The sequence below is a fragment of the Enterobacteriaceae bacterium ESL0689 genome (genome assembly GCA_029433525.1).
In the GTDB taxonomy this organism is placed as follows: Bacteria; Pseudomonadota; Gammaproteobacteria; order Enterobacterales; family Enterobacteriaceae; genus JAQTIF01.
Genome location: JAQTIF010000002.1, coordinates 264392 through 278038 on the forward strand (window position 1 = coordinate 264392; position 13647 = coordinate 278038).

The following is a 13647-nucleotide window of genomic DNA, read 5'->3' on the forward strand; positions in this document are numbered from 1 at the left end:
AGATACCTCAGCAACTTAGACGTACTATTTATGACGTATCAGAAGAAAAAAAGCAAAACAGGGGGTCGACGCTGAAATTGTCAGCAGTCAGACGCAATGAGTTAATTCTACCTTTGACAAGCGTGCTCCCCCCCGTTACTATGCGCCTCGTTCAAACGATTCCTCTGTAGTTCAGTCGGTAGAACGGCGGACTGTTAATCCGTATGTCACTGGTTCGAGTCCAGTCAGAGGAGCCAATTTAAGGAAAGCAGACGTTCACTGACGTCTGCTTTCTGCATTTCTATCAATTGGTTATCCCCCTTCAGTCGTTCACCCTCGTTCACTAAAAACCACTCGAAGCCATATCATTTTGATGGTAAAAATGCTGGTAATGCTGGTTCGATTAGCCTTTTACCAACAATCGAGGGGATGTTTTCATGTCACTGACTGATATTAAAGCAAAAAATGCCAAACCCCTTGAGAAGGAATACAAACTTACTGATGGCTTTGGTATGTTCCTTCGCGTTACCCCGAGGGGTTCCAAATACTGGCAAATGGCTTACCGCTTCGACGGGAAGCAAAGACTCTTCTCTGGCGGAGGCGGCAGCGATACTGGTACTGCGAAAAAAGCTCAGGGATTACTACGGGGAAACGGACGGGGACGACTGACACCTGCACATGAGCGTCAGCTGTTCATCCGGTGGATTAATGAGGCTGTCGCCGCAGGAGTCCGGCGCAGGGTTGCCTGCCGGGAGGTCAGTCTGAGTCTGCGGACATGGAGAAGATGGCAAAAAAGTCCGGAAGATGGCCGTCAGACCGGTACCGGTTAACCGCCTGAGCGCTGAGGAAGAGCAGCAGATACGGGAGATATGTCATCAGCCTGAATATGCCAGTCTGCCGCCGTCGCAAATCGTGCCGCGTCTGGCAGACAAAGGCATTTATCTGGCGAGTGAATCGACCTTTTACCGCATACTGCGTCGTTCCGGCGAGGTTCACCGGCGGGGACGTCAGGCCCGGCGGCAGAAGGTGGCCGCCCCGACGACCTTTACGGCGACAGGGCCCTGCCAGGTGTGGACATGGAACATCACCTGGCTGCCCTCTGTGGTGAGTGGCCGCTGGTATTATCTGTATCTGATAACCGACCTGTACAGCCGGAAAATCACGGGTTACGAAGTGCATGAGACAGAAAGCGGTGAACAGGCAGCCGCCCTGATGCAGCGCAGTGTGATGCGGGAAGGCTGCTGGCGACAGCCACTGGTCCTGCACGCCGATAACGGTCCGGCGATGAAATCGCAGACGCTGCAGGTGAAACTGCATGAGCTGAATATCACACCATCCCACAGCCGGCCACGGGTGAGTAATGATAATGCGTATGTGGAATCGCTGTTCCGGACGCTGAAGTATGTGCCGCAGTGGCCATCATCGGGGTTCCGGACGCTGAAGTATGTGCCGCAGTGGCCATCATCGGGGTTCAGGACGCTGAAGTATGTGCCGCAGTGGCCATCATCGGGGTTCAGGACGCTGGAGGATGCCCGTACCTGGGTGGAGAAATTTACCCGGTGGTATAACGAAGAGCACCGTCACAGTGGAATACGCTATGTCACGCCAGCAGAACGGCATCGTGGTGAAGACAGGGCTCTGCTGAAACAGCGTGATGAACATGTTTTACAGTTATCGTGGCACCTTTCTGTGGATTACAGCTCATCAAGAAAGGTTTTATCCAGTTGTCCGCAGGCGCGTTTCAGGGTGTCTGCTAATGCCTGGTAATCGGGGGTTCTCTCTACCGGTGCCAGCGCCTGGCCTGCCAGCTGTAATTTATCACGTACCTGATAAAACCAGTTCAGCAGCGAGGGGGGTAATGGTGTTACTGACCGTTTACCCAGCCACCATAGCCCCTGCAAGGGGAGACTGAGCGCAAACAGTGCGGTGGTTACCGCCAGGGCGAGCGACCCACCGAGGGCGATTTGCCAGCATAATGTAAAAACCGCCAGCGGTGGCATGAAGCGAGTGGCATAAACGGTAGCACGAATAATTCGATTTTCAGCAAATACCGGAGCAAGGCGTTTATCCAGCGGCCAGCTCTTTGCATAGTGCTGACCACGGCGAAACAGGCTAAAAAAACCCGTGGCGTGATTATCAAAGCCTGACATGATTACCTCTCAACTTTAAATACAAAAATTAAACTATTCACACAAAAATTATCACGACAGATAACAATATCAAAAATATTTGTCAGCCATAATCGCGATCAGGTATCCTGTTAGCACCTGAAAGCGCACTCAGATTCCGTTATTATCGCACAGTTTACCATCGTTTTAACATCACCCGGAATGACGGAAAATGAGAGGCGTCTTTTCATCGTGCCCAGAAGCAGAATAAGGCATGATACGCATCATAAAATGTTGTTGCCTTACTGTATTATCATAGGCGGCTCTTTGACTTTTTTAGCCATATACCATAAATAAGGTACTGCCATGTCGAGTAAGTTAGTACTGGTTCTAAACTGCGGTAGCTCCTCACTGAAATTCGCGATTATCGATGCCCTGACCGGCGATGAATATTTGTCAGGTCTGGCCGAATGCTTCCACCTTCCTGAAGCACGGATTAAATGGAAGATAGAGGGTGGCAAACATGAAGCTCCGTTAGGTGCGGGTGCCGCTCATAGCGAAGCACTTAACTTTATCGTTAACACGATTCTGGTACAAAAACCTGAACTGTCTGAACAGCTGGTGGCCATCGGTCATCGTATTGTTCACGGCGGCGAAAAATACACCCACTCGGTCGTGGTTGACGATACGGTGGTTCAGGGAATAAAAGATGCCTCTTGTTTCGCGCCTTTACATAATCCCGCCCATCTGATCGGTATCGCCGAAGCATTAAAATCCTTCCCACGGCTGAAAGATAAAAACGTGGTGGTGTTTGATACCGCATTCCACCAGACGATGCCGGAAGAGTCCTATCTGTACGCTTTACCTTATAAACTCTATAAGGATCACAGTGTTCGCCGCTATGGCGCACATGGCACCAGCCACTATTACGTCACTCAGCAAGCGGCTAAGGCCCTTAACAAACCGGTTGAGGATCTCAATATCATCACCTGCCATCTCGGCAACGGTGGCTCTGTCGCCGCTATCCGTAATGGCGAATGTGTTGATACCTCAATGGGGCTGACTCCACTGGAAGGCCTGGTGATGGGGACACGTTGCGGTGATATCGATCCGGCGATCGTCTTCTATCTGCATGATGCGCTGGGCATGAGCGTTGATGATATCAACAAAATGCTTACTAAAGAGTCGGGGCTGCTGGGGCTGACTGAAGTGACCAGTGATTGCCGCTATGTTGAAGACAACTATCAGCAAAAAGATGACGCCAAACGGGCCATGAATGTTTATTGCCACCGTCTGGCAAAATATATCGGCGCGTATACCTCCCTGATGGATGGCCGTCTGGATGCGGTTATCTTTACCGGTGGGATCGGTGAAAACGCCGCTATGGTGCGTGAGTTGTCACTGAATAAACTGAAGCTGCTGGGTTTTGAAATCGACCATCAGCGCAACCTGGATGCACGTTTTGGCAAATCCGGCTTTATCAATAAAGAAGGCACCCGCCCGGCGCTGGTGATTCCGACTAATGAAGAGCTGGTTATCGCACAAGACGCTTATCGTCTGACCGCGTGATCCCACACCGCCAGCCTGTAAGCTGGCGGTGCTGTTTTATCTCCCGCCGAATGCTGGCGGTTATCAACAAGGAGATATCGTGTCCCGTATCATTATGCTGATTCCAACCGGAACCAACGTTGGCCTGACCAGTGTCAGTCTCGGTGTTATCCGCGCTATGGAACGTAAAGGTGTTCGTTTAAGCGTTTTTAAACCGATCGCACAGTCCCGTGCTGGCGATGATGCGCCTGATCATACCACCACCATTATCCGCGCCACTTCCGACCTTCCTGCGGCTGAGCCTCTGAAAATAAGCCATGTTGAGTCGCTGCTCTCCAGCAATCAGAAAGATGTGCTGATGGAAGAGATCGTGGCTAATTACCATGAAACGGCACAGAATGCCGAAGTGGTGCTGGTAGAGGGGTTGGTTCCCACCCGGAATCATCAGTTTGCCCAGGCGTTAAATTATGATATTGCCAAAACGCTGAACGCAGAAATTGTCTTTGTTATGTCACAGGATTCTGAAACTCCTGAGCAACTGAAAGAACGTATCGCATTGACCCGTAATAGCTTCGGTGGTGTCAGAAACAGCAATATCATCGGGGTTATTATTAACCGCCTGAATGCCCCGGTTGATCCGCAAGGCTGCCCGCGCCCGGATCTGTCTGAAATCTTCGATGAAGCTTCCCAGAGCAATGCGGTACATCTCGACCCGAATCAGTTGGGTCTTGATGGCACGCTGCCTGTTCTTGGCGCGATACCGTGGAACATCGATTTGATCGCCACCCGGGCGATTGATATGGCGCATCACCTGGATGCCACCATCATCAATCAAGGGGATATTGATACTCGCCGCCTGAAATCCGTCTCCTTCTGCGCACGCAGTATCCCGCACATGCTGGAACACTTCCGTGCCGGTTCGTTGCTGGTCACTTCGGCTGATCGTCCTGATGTGCTGGTCGCCATTTGTCTTGCAGCGATGAATGGCGTTGAAATTGGCGGCGTATTGCTGACCGGCGGCTATGAAATGGACCCACGGATCAGCAAACTCTGCGAGCGGGCATTCGCCACCGGTCTGCCGGTCTTTATGGTCAAAACCAATACCTGGCAAACCTCACTGAATCTGCAACGTGTTAATCTGGAAGTGCCGTCGGACGATCATGAACGTATTGAGAAAATTCAGGAGTTCGTCGCCGGTTACATTAATGCTGACTGGATCGAGTCGCTCACGGCTACCTCTGAACGTAGCCGCCGTCTCTCACCACCGGCCTTCCGCTATCAGCTGACCGAGCTGGCACGTAAAGCTGGTAAACGGGTGGTCTTGCCGGAAGGCGACGAGCCCCGTACCGTTAAAGCGGCCGCTATCTGTGCCGAGCGTGGGATTGCTACCTGTATATTGCTCGGCAACCCCGATGAAATTCAGCGTGTCGCAGCGGCACAGGGGATTGAGCTAGGCAGCGGTATCGAAATTATCGATCCAGCGGTGGAGCGTGAGAAATATGTTGGCCGTCTGGTCGAACTACGCAAGAACAAAGGCATGACCGAAACCGTAGCCCGTGAGCAGCTGGAAGATAATGTAGTGCTCGGTACACTGATGCTGGAGCAAAACGAAGTCGATGGTCTGGTGTCTGGTGCAGTACACACCACCGCCAATACCATTCGTCCGCCGTTACAGCTGATTAAAACCGCGCCCGGCAGCTCTCTGGTTTCCTCTGTGTTCTTCATGCTGTTGCCTGAGCAGGTTTACGTTTATGGTGACTGCGCCATCAATCCTGATCCGACCGCAGAACAACTGGCTGAAATTGCGATTCAGTCTGCTGAGTCCGCGATTGCGTTCGGTATCGAACCGCGTGTTGCGATGCTCTCTTACTCAACCGGTAACTCGGGTGCGGGCAGTGATGTCGAGAAAGTGCGTGAGGCCACCCGTCTGGCGCAGGAAAAACGCCCCGATTTGATGATCGATGGCCCACTGCAATACGATGCCGCTGTAATGGCAGATGTCGCGAAGTCCAAAGCACCGAATTCACCGGTGGCTGGCCGCGCTACCGTCTTTATTTTCCCGGATCTGAATACCGGTAATACGACTTATAAAGCGGTACAGCGTTCTGCCGATCTGATTTCTATCGGCCCGATGTTGCAGGGGATGCGTAAACCGGTGAATGATTTATCGCGTGGCGCGCTGGTTGATGATATCGTCTATACTATTGCATTGACAGCAATCCAGGCTTCTCAGCAGCACTAAGTCTGTTATCGGGTCGTGACCCGATAACGGCAATCAAAACAGTGGCGGATGACCGTATCTACCGCCACTGTTTTTATCGAAACCCATCAGCATAACAACAGTTCATGAGCCGCAGAGACAATGTCATGCGCTGTCAGCCCATACTCTTTTTGCAAAAAGTCTTGTGTTCCCACCTGCCCATAACGCCCTTTGACGCCTACCCGGCGCATGATCACCGGACAGTTTTCCACCAGCACTTCTGCCACCGCTGATCCCAGTCCGTTATGAATGCTGTGATTTTCACAAGTCACTATCCGTCCGGTTTTTTCCGCGTAGTGTTGTATCAGCAGCTGGTCGATCGGTTTCAGGGTGAACATATCGATAACCGCGGCGCTCACCCCTTCCTGCTCAAGCAGCTCAGCCGCTTCTCGCGCCTCTGCAACCATAATACCATTCGCAATCAACGTAATATCGTCGCCATCCCGTAGTACGTTGCCTTCACCAATCGTAAAAGTCGAACCGGGAGCGTAAACGCATGACGCGAGCTGGCGGATAGTACGGACCCAATAGAAGCCATCCAGCGCAATCAGCTGGCAGAGGATATCAGCGAACATGACTGCATCGGTCACTTCCAGCACCACCGAGTGAGCCAGCCCACGGACAATGCCCATATCTTCAAACGACATGTGCGCACCACCATGATAACCCGCTGTCACTCCGGCATCCGAAGCAATAACTTTCACGTTGCTGTGTTGATAGTCGAGCGACATAAACAGCTGGTCGATACAGTGACGACTGGCGAATGCGGTGAAGAGATGGACGAACGGCTTACGGCCTGTCAGCGACAATCCGGCCGCGGTGCCAATGATATTAGCCTCCATGATCCCGCAATTAATAATATGGTGGGGATATTGCTGCGCGATATCTTTCATCTCCATCGCACTCATCTGATCCGCTTCGAGTGCGATAACAGCCGATCCCGGCCCTATCTGTTGCGAAATAAAATGGGTATAGACCTGGTACATTGCCATGCTGTCTTTCTGTCCTGCTGCTACAACCTTAATCATGATCCCTCATTCTCCAGTTCCAGTTGCCGGATGGCGTCATTCAGTGCTTGTGTCATTTCGCGCGTCAGATACAGATGGTGGGCATTAGCAGATTGTTCCAGACAAGGCACCCCCTGCCCGAGGATCGTATCAAGGATAACGACCCGTGGCCGACCATCCGCAATCACTGGCGGAGCGGTAATTTCCAGTAACCCGACGATATCGTCACCTTTGACGGTCATCACATCAAAGCCAAAGGCCCGAAACTTTCCCTCCAGATCAAAAGGGTAGATAATTTCTTCCAGTTCACCACTGCATTGCCGTTTATTCCAGTCAATGAAGATCATCAGATTATTTAACCGATGATGGGCAATAAACTGGAAGGCTTCCCAGCACTGCCCTTCATTCAACTCACCATCACCGACAATACAGAACACGCGATTGATCCGTTGCGCCAGCTTATGTGATAAGGCGATACCACCCGCAATTGAGATGCCCTGCCCCGGTAACCCGGTGGTGACATCGACACCACGGGTTTTAAGACGATCCGGATAAGCGGGTAAATTTGTTCCGTCACGATTTAGCGTACGGAGTTCCGTCAGCGGAAAGTAGCCTTTGAGCGCCAGGGTACTGTAGAGCGCTGGACCGGCATGGCCTTTCGACAGGACAAAATAATCCCGTTCCGGCCAGTCCGGTTGTGCCGGGTTGATTTCCATCACAGCACCGTAGAGTACCGCGAGTATTTCGACGATCGACATACAACCGCCATAGTGACCCGAACCACGTTCGGTTAACATTTTGAGTGTTGTCACACGAATATCACGCGCCAGTTGCGTCACTTTTTTCACGGTCATCATGGTTTGCCTGTACGTTTCACTCGGTGATGCGTTTTTTAGCCAGCAGATTACCGACCACCAGCAAGGCGAATATCGCGATCACCAGCCCGCTAATCGCCAGTGGCGAGAGGTAGTGCGCCAGATGACCCAGCACAATCCCCACCGCGCCAAAATCGGCATCGGAAAAAGTAGTATTGTTAAAACCTATAGCACCTAATACCGGTAACAGTAAAACCGGCAGGAAAGTTATCAGCAAACCATTGGCGAATGCACCGATAATGGCACCACGTCGTCCCCCTGTCGCATTACCAAATACGCCAGCGGTCGCACCGGTAAAAAAGTGTGGCACGACCCCAGGCAGAATCAGCACCGCGTGCATTTTTCCGAGCACGAACAATCCGGCCAGCCCACCGAGGAAACTGGAGAGAAAACCGATCAATACCGCATTGGCGGCATAGGGATAGACGATCGGGCAGTCCAGCGCCGGACGGGCATTCGGCACCAGTTTTTCAGAAAAACCGGTAAATGCAGGAACAATTTCTGCGAGGATTAAACGCACCCCTTGTAAAATAATGAACACCCCGGCAGCAAAAGTAATCGCCATAATAATGGCGTACACCAGATAATTTTGTCCCTGGCTAAAGTGGGTTTCGACATATTCACGCCCGGCACTGATCACCATAATCAGATAGATAATCATCATGGTCAGCGAGATGGAAATCGCGCTGTCACGCAAAAAACTTAAATTTTTCGGCAGGTTGAGTTCTTCCGTAGAGCGAGAACCTTTCCCGCAGAGGCTCCCCAGCCAGCCGGAGAGGATATAACCGAGCGTACCGAAATGCCCTAAGGCAATATCATCACTGCCGGTGATACGTTTCATATAATGCTGAGCCAGCGCCGGAAAGAAAGCCATGATCATGCCCAGAATCAGCGCACCGATGAATATCTGTCCTATGCCATCAAAACCGGCAACCGTCAGGATCACACTGATCATACAAGCCATATAAAATGTGTGGTGTCCGGTGAGAAAAACATATTTCAGACAGGTAAAACGCGCGACGATGAGATTAACCATCATACCCAGTGCCATAATCAATGCTGTCGCCGATCCATATTTTTCCAGCGCAATCGAAACAATCGCTTCATTATTAGGAATGATCCCCTGAATATTAAACGCATGTTCAAACATATCGCCCAGTGGATTTAATGCACCGATCAGTACCGTTGCCCCACCGCCTAATACAATAAATCCAAGAATAGTTTTAATCGTGCCTTTTACCACATCAGAAAACGATTTTTTCTGTGCCAGCAGCCCCGTTAAGGCAATAACACCGACCAGAATTGAAGGAACCTTAAGAATATCAACAACAAAATTCAACGCTTGCAGGATAAACATAGTCACCTCACCTATCGCTAAGCGCCTGGTCCACCAGGCGCTAATATTATTGTTTATCGAACCATGCCTGTAATTGTGCTTCAAGTTCATTAATATCAATAAGATTCTTAATCACGATAAGCTGTTTTTCCGGCACGCCAGCGCTGGCCGCAATATCTTTGGCCATGACGAACAGATCCGCCGCCTCGGGGGTTGCGGATGAGAGATCGGCGTGTTCTACTTCGGCTATAATATTGAGCTTTTTCAGTACTTTCTTAATATTCATTTCAATTAAAAAACTACTGCCCAGACCCGAACCACAAATTGCCATAATTTTCATTATTATCACCTTGTTGAGTTACCGGCATCTGTACCTCATTCACAGACAGTACATTGCCGCTACCTGATTGACATCGGGATACGCGAATATTGTCAGTGCCTGTCACTAAATAGCTTATATGGACAGACAACAGAGACAGATAAAATAAATCAGAACTGTGCGATTATGTTTATTATTTCTTCCCGCGTGGAAGCCTGGTGGAGTTTCTCCAGCGCTTGATCACTGGAAAAAAGTTCTGCGAGCGCAGTCAGCATCGTAATATGACTATGCTTATCGACAGCACATAGCATGATAATAACGTCCACAGGGTCACACTCCTCACTACCAAAAGCGACGCCTTGTTGTAGCTTGAGCAAAGAAAGCCTGGGAGCGTTAACCCCCTCTTCAGGCCGTGCATGGGGCATTGCCAGTCCTGGAGCCAGAACATACCACGGCCCCAGCTTTTTATGTTGCTGAATAATAGCCGTCATATATTCAGGCTTAATCAGTCCCGCCTGTAACAACGGTCGGGCACAAATCGCCAGCGCCTGTTGCCAGTCGTCAACACTATCCCGCAGCGTAATAGTGGTATCAGAAATCCATTTTTCCAGCATCTTATCGCCTCTTCACCTACGATCAGTGAAAAAACTTTAGGCAAGGTACTGATGATTAACTGCGATAAAAGTCACAAAGATAACGCGACCATAAGATAATAGTTCAAACCGGTTATGGCGCTATTGATCCGCGCTTGATCAAGCCTGAAAAACGCTATAAATAAATGACTGTGCGGGTATTCGGCAAAAAGCAGCAGGCTGTGAACAGTCAATCGATGACCCATACTGTTTACAGCCGCAGCGGAACGGGAACTGGCAGAGGGAAATTTTATTCTACCGGACTGACGTTATCTGCCTTTGGTATTTCATTGCTGGCATTACGGGTCATCCACAGACTCAGTGCTTTTAAAGAGTCAGGGGTAAATTCATCGCCACGCGCGTTGATCTCTTCCGCACTCAGCCAGCATACGTCACTGATTTCATCCTCCTGCAAAGCAAACGGCCCATGTGAAACACAACTAAACAGGCTTCCCCAGACCCGGCAGTGGGCATCTTCATAGTAAAACTGACCATGATCGGCAAAGGGGACATCGGCGATCCCCAGCTCTTCTTCTGCTTCCCGACGCGCTGCATCCAGTCGTGATTCCGCTGTCCATACCACCCCCCCTGCCGTCGCATCCAGCATACCCGGCAAATAATCTTTTGTTTCCGTGCGACGCTGGACAAGAATTTTCCCCATTCCATCATGCACGACGATATAGGTGGCACGATGGATCAGGCACTGAGCACGCATTTGCCTGCGGCTACACTGGGCAATCACCTCATTCTCTTGATTAACAATATCTATCCATTCAATATCTGGCAAAGCCTGCTGTTCCATTAACCGGGATCCCTGTTCTTAGCGTCCTTCCGGTACAGCCAGCCTGGATAGCGACAGTACGGACAAACCCCAGCGTACCGGGAGTACGTGAGGTTTTCGGGCACTGTCCTGGGCCAGAATGGCAAGTACAATAGCCTGACAGGATCGACGCTGAGTGTTATTATGATGGTATTTAACGAATATCAATCTGTGTCTGCTTTATCCGCTGTTGCGGGCTCCTCTATCGGGTGCCGACGCTGTCTGATCAAAATAATCCGTAAAATAGCTCTGGTCTGTCGGGTTCTAAATTACGAGTTAATCGTCACCTCTGCAATAAGTTGATTACTATCCAGTGCTAAAACTTGCAGGTGGTCACGTTCCAGAACACCATAACTGGCCGGAAAACCGCCTTTAGGAATGCTGACCGAGCCGGGATTAAAGAAAAAAACATCTTCTTTTTTACTGGCTTGTGGAATATGCGTATGGCCATAAATCAGCACATCTCCGGCAGCCAGCGGCGGCAGTTTTTGCGGATGATACAGATGCCCGTGAGTCAGAAACAGGCGATAGTGTTCACTTAATACCTGCTGCCAGGGAGCGGTGATGGGAAAATGGAGCAGCATCTGGTCAACTTCGCTGTCACAATTACCGCGTACCGCAATAATCCGTGATGCCAGACTGTTGAGCCTGTCGGCAACATCAGCGGGAGCATAACCGGCAGGCAGCGCATTACGTGGCCCATGATTAAGCACATCGCCCAGAATAACCAGCCACTGCGCGTCATTTTGCGCGAATCGTTCAAGGATACGTTCCGTTGCGGGCAGGGAACCATGAATATCCGATGCAAACATCAGTTTCATCTTTTCTTTCTTCTCCATCTTTCTGGCTCGGAAGCATTGATAATAAACGGTAACAGCAACCCTGGTGCGGTACAATGGCGCGATCATAAAATAGTGGCGTTATCTTCGCGTCTGAATCGCCTTCTGGCGCTATCATAAGCAGATAGCCGATAAAATCCGCACTCAGGAGGGAACGATGAAAATACTGATAACAGGGGGGACCGGGCTTATCGGTCGGCATCTGATCCCCCGTTTGCTGGCCTCCGGCCATCAGGTCACTGTATCGACACGCGATCCCGAAATTGCACGTGGCCGCATCGATAACCGGGTGATGTTGTGGCGAGCGTTCGAAGGTCAGTCTCATCTGAATGGCATCGATGCGGTTATCAATCTCGCCGGTGAACCGATTGTTGATAAACGCTGGACCACAAAACAAAAACAGCGGCTTTGTCATAGTCGCTGGGACATCACACAACAGCTGGTGGCGCTATTCCAGGCCAGCACCCAGCCCCCCGCGATACTGATTAGCGGCTCCGCTATCGGCTACTATGGCGATAGCGGCGATAAGGTGGTGACGGAAGCGACGCCACCGGTAGATGATTCATTGCCTCACAGGCTATGCGCACGCTGGGAACAGCTCGCACTTGAAGCACAGAGTCAGCACACGCGCGTCTGTCTGCTGCGTACCGGCATTGTGCTGGCACCGGATGGCGGCATGGTGACTAAACTGGCACCGCTCTTCAGATTCGGTTTTGGCGCTGCGCTGGGGGATGGCAGACAATATCTGCCGTGGATCCATATTGATGATATGGTCAGTGGCCTGTTATGGCTGCTGAATCATCATTCAGAGGGCCCTTTTAATCTGGTCTCGTCACATCCGGTACGTCATCAGCAGTTCATCAATGCGCTCGGCCATGTGCTGAATCGCCCTGCCTTTCTGCGTGTTCCCGCTATCGTCATGCGCATGCTGATGGGGGAGTCGGCGATACTGTTGCTCGGGGGACAACAGGCATTACCCGAGCGACTGATCGCTGACGGATTTGCTTTCCGCTGGTGCAATCCCGAGGAGGCATTACGGGATCTCTTGCGCTAAGCGCTTCGTCAGGCGCTATCCGGCGAACGATCTCCCCCTCCTCAGGCTATCTCGATCGTTTCCGTTGCGCTCTGGCAGATAAGGGGAGTCCTTTCACTTCAGCGCCCCTTTCAGGAACTGTTGTAAACGTGGGCTTTTCGGCTGGTTGAAAAGAACATCCGGATGCCCCTCTTCTTCGATCTTGCCCTGGTGCAAAAAGATGACATGTGTTGAGACATGGCGAGCAAACTCCATTTCATGGGTCACCACCACCATCGTTTTGCCCTCTTCTGCCAGTTGCTGCATGATACGCAGAACTTCGCCCACCCGTTCAGGGTCGAGTGCTGAGGTCGGCTCATCAAATAACAGCACATCCGGCTCCATCGCCAGGGCGCGGGCAATAGAAACACGCTGCTGCTGACCACCTGAGAGGTGTACCGGATATTGATTGTATTGTTGCGCATCAATGCCGACTTTTTGCAAATATTTTATTGCCCGCTCACGGGCCACCTGTTTTTTGAGCCCCAGCACCTGTATCGGCGCTTCCATCACATTTTCCAGCGCAGTCATGTGGCTCCACAGGTTGAAATGCTGGAATACCATCGACAGTCGGGTACGCAGTAACTGTAACTGTTTCTTATCCGCTACTTTTAGCTGACCATCACCATCGCGCACCAGTTCGATATTCTGGCCATTGACCGCCAGTGTTCCGGCACTGGGTTTTTCCAGAAAATTAATACAGCGTAATAAGGTACTTTTACCGGAACCGGATGAACCAATGATGCTGATAACGTCACCCGCCTGTGCGCGTAACGAGACCCCTTTTAACACTTCATGCTCACCATAACGTTTATGGAGATCAATAACATTTAGTTTATTGTCAGACATAGC

At 50.9% G+C, this 13647-nt stretch carries 12 protein-coding genes, 1 tRNA gene and 2 pseudogenes; 6 read left to right on the forward strand and 9 right to left on the reverse strand.

Annotation, left to right across the window (positions count from 1 at the left end; translation table 11 throughout):
- Nucleotides 1–160 precede the first annotated feature (160 nt).
- The 3 genes and pseudogenes from PT300_12955 (at nucleotide 161) to PT300_12965 (ending at nucleotide 1632) form a co-directional block, all read left to right on the forward strand.
- A tRNA-Asn gene (locus PT300_12955) sits at nucleotides 161–236 on the forward strand.
- Nucleotides 237–416: 180 nt separating this feature from the next.
- Nucleotides 417–572, forward strand: a pseudogene (locus PT300_12960) (Arm DNA-binding domain-containing protein).
- A pseudogene (locus tag PT300_12965) lies at nucleotides 559–1632 on the forward strand (IS3 family transposase). Before PT300_12960 ends, PT300_12965 begins: the two co-directional pseudogenes overlap by 14 nt.
- A 41-nt stretch (nucleotides 1633–1673) precedes the next feature.
- On the opposite strand, the gene yfbV reads toward PT300_12965, so the two are convergent.
- Nucleotides 1674–2129, reverse strand: coding sequence for a terminus macrodomain insulation protein YfbV (gene yfbV, locus PT300_12970; GenBank protein MDF7681446.1), 456 nt, complete (start codon nucleotides 2127–2129; stop codon nucleotides 1674–1676).
- A 324-nt stretch (nucleotides 2130–2453) separates the two neighbouring features.
- Here yfbV and ackA point away from each other — a divergent pair, with 324 nt between their 5' ends.
- Together ackA and pta are read left to right on the forward strand one after the other, a co-directional pair.
- Complete coding sequence (gene ackA / locus PT300_12975) at nucleotides 2454–3656, forward strand: acetate kinase (GenBank protein MDF7681447.1); 1203 nt, start codon at nucleotides 2454–2456, stop codon at nucleotides 3654–3656.
- Nucleotides 3657–3735: 79 nt separating this feature from the next.
- Nucleotides 3736–5877 (forward strand): phosphate acetyltransferase, encoded by a 2142-nt coding sequence (gene pta, locus PT300_12980; GenBank protein ID MDF7681448.1) that lies wholly within the window; start codon nucleotides 3736–3738, stop codon nucleotides 5875–5877.
- Nucleotides 5878–5963: 86 nt separating this feature from the next.
- On the opposite strand, the gene PT300_12985 is transcribed toward pta, so the two are convergent.
- The 7 genes from PT300_12985 to yfcE all read right to left on the reverse strand — a co-directional run bounded on the left by PT300_12985 (nucleotide 5964) and on the right by yfcE (nucleotide 11705).
- Nucleotides 5964–6923 carry a transketolase family protein gene (locus PT300_12985; protein ID MDF7681449.1) on the reverse strand — a complete coding sequence of 320 codons (960 nt, stop codon included), beginning with the start codon at nucleotides 6921–6923 and terminating at the stop codon, nucleotides 5964–5966.
- Nucleotides 6920–7756: a transketolase gene (locus tag PT300_12990; GenBank protein MDF7681450.1), complete on the reverse strand. Its 837-nt coding sequence runs from the start codon at nucleotides 7754–7756 to the stop codon at nucleotides 6920–6922. The genes PT300_12985 and PT300_12990 overlap by 4 nt, the downstream gene beginning before the upstream one ends.
- Nucleotides 7757–7775: 19 nt before the next feature.
- A complete protein-coding gene (locus PT300_12995; GenBank protein MDF7681451.1) occupies nucleotides 7776–9134 on the reverse strand; it encodes a PTS ascorbate transporter subunit IIC in 1359 nt (452 codons plus the stop codon).
- 46 nt (nucleotides 9135–9180) lie between these two features.
- Nucleotides 9181–9453 (reverse strand): PTS sugar transporter subunit IIB, encoded by a 273-nt coding sequence (locus PT300_13000; GenBank protein ID MDF7681452.1) that lies wholly within the window; start codon nucleotides 9451–9453, stop codon nucleotides 9181–9183.
- A 149-nt stretch (nucleotides 9454–9602) separates the two neighbouring features.
- Complete coding sequence (locus PT300_13005; protein ID MDF7681453.1) at nucleotides 9603–10046, reverse strand: PTS sugar transporter subunit IIA; 444 nt, start codon at nucleotides 10044–10046, stop codon at nucleotides 9603–9605.
- 268 nt (nucleotides 10047–10314) lie between these two features.
- Nucleotides 10315–10866: an NUDIX hydrolase YfcD gene (gene yfcD / locus PT300_13010; protein MDF7681454.1), complete on the reverse strand. Its 552-nt coding sequence runs from the start codon at nucleotides 10864–10866 to the stop codon at nucleotides 10315–10317.
- A 287-nt stretch (nucleotides 10867–11153) separates the two neighbouring features.
- A complete protein-coding gene (gene yfcE / locus PT300_13015; GenBank protein MDF7681455.1) occupies nucleotides 11154–11705 on the reverse strand; it encodes a phosphodiesterase in 552 nt (183 codons plus the stop codon).
- A gap of 175 nt (nucleotides 11706–11880) precedes the next feature.
- On the opposite strand from yfcE, the gene PT300_13020 reads away from it, so the two are divergent.
- The gene (locus PT300_13020) at nucleotides 11881–12777 is read left to right on the forward strand and encodes a TIGR01777 family oxidoreductase (protein ID MDF7681456.1); all 897 of its coding nucleotides are present in this window, start codon (nucleotides 11881–11883) and stop codon (nucleotides 12775–12777) included.
- A gap of 93 nt (nucleotides 12778–12870) precedes the next feature.
- On the opposite strand, the gene hisP is transcribed toward PT300_13020, so the two are convergent.
- Complete coding sequence (hisP, locus tag PT300_13025) at nucleotides 12871–13644, reverse strand: histidine ABC transporter ATP-binding protein HisP (protein MDF7681457.1); 774 nt, start codon at nucleotides 13642–13644, stop codon at nucleotides 12871–12873.
- Nucleotides 13645–13647: the final 3 nt, after the last annotated feature.